Below are 645 nucleotides of genomic sequence, written 5' to 3'. Positions count from 1 at the left end.
TGGCATAAGAATGTCGCAATGTATGTACAGAGCCTTCCGACTGAACATTTGCTTTGATCAATGCTTTTTTCAGAATCAACTGTACACTTCGTTCGCTATACTTGCCACCCTTCTCACCTTCGAAGAGGTACTCCTTTGGCTTGAATGCTTGATAATAATGTCTCAAAGTCGCCAGCAATTTGTCTGGTAATGATACAATCCGATCTTTATTACCTTTGCTTTGATGGATTCTGATAATTCCATCGGAAGATTTTATGTCTTTGATTTTGAGATTCAACAGTTCGCTAAGACGTAGTCCACAACTATAGATTGTCATCAGAATAGCCTTGTGTTTTAGATTTTGAGTGTTATCGAGAATATTTCTTACTTCTTCTTTTGAAAAGAATTTAGGTAATTTAGAAAATGAGCGTTTCGGGTATAAGTAATCCAGTTGGATTTTTTTGTCCAATATCAGTTCGTACATCTTCTTGATTGCGCCCACTAATCCTTTTTGATAGGAAACACTAATTTTCCCATTTTGAACTTTTTCGTTTATAAACGCCTCAATATCTGACAGTGGAATTTCTTCAAGGGAGGGATATTTGCTAACATGTTTAAGAAATATACTAGCGTAATCCTTGTACGATCTAATGGTATTGCCAGCAT

General features: G+C 36.0%; 1 protein-coding gene. It reads right to left on the bottom strand.

What is annotated here, in order from left to right:
* The coding region (locus FLS47_RS03450; protein WP_149913001.1) for a tyrosine-type recombinase/integrase at positions 1 to 645 on the bottom strand (645 nt) is incomplete at both ends.

The sequence above is a fragment of the Sphingobacterium cavernae genome, assembly GCF_008520265.1.
Lineage (GTDB): Bacteria > Bacteroidota > Bacteroidia > Sphingobacteriales > Sphingobacteriaceae > Sphingobacterium > Sphingobacterium cavernae.
Note: the sequence above shows the minus strand (reverse complement) of the source record. Positions and strands in the feature narration are given on the sequence as shown.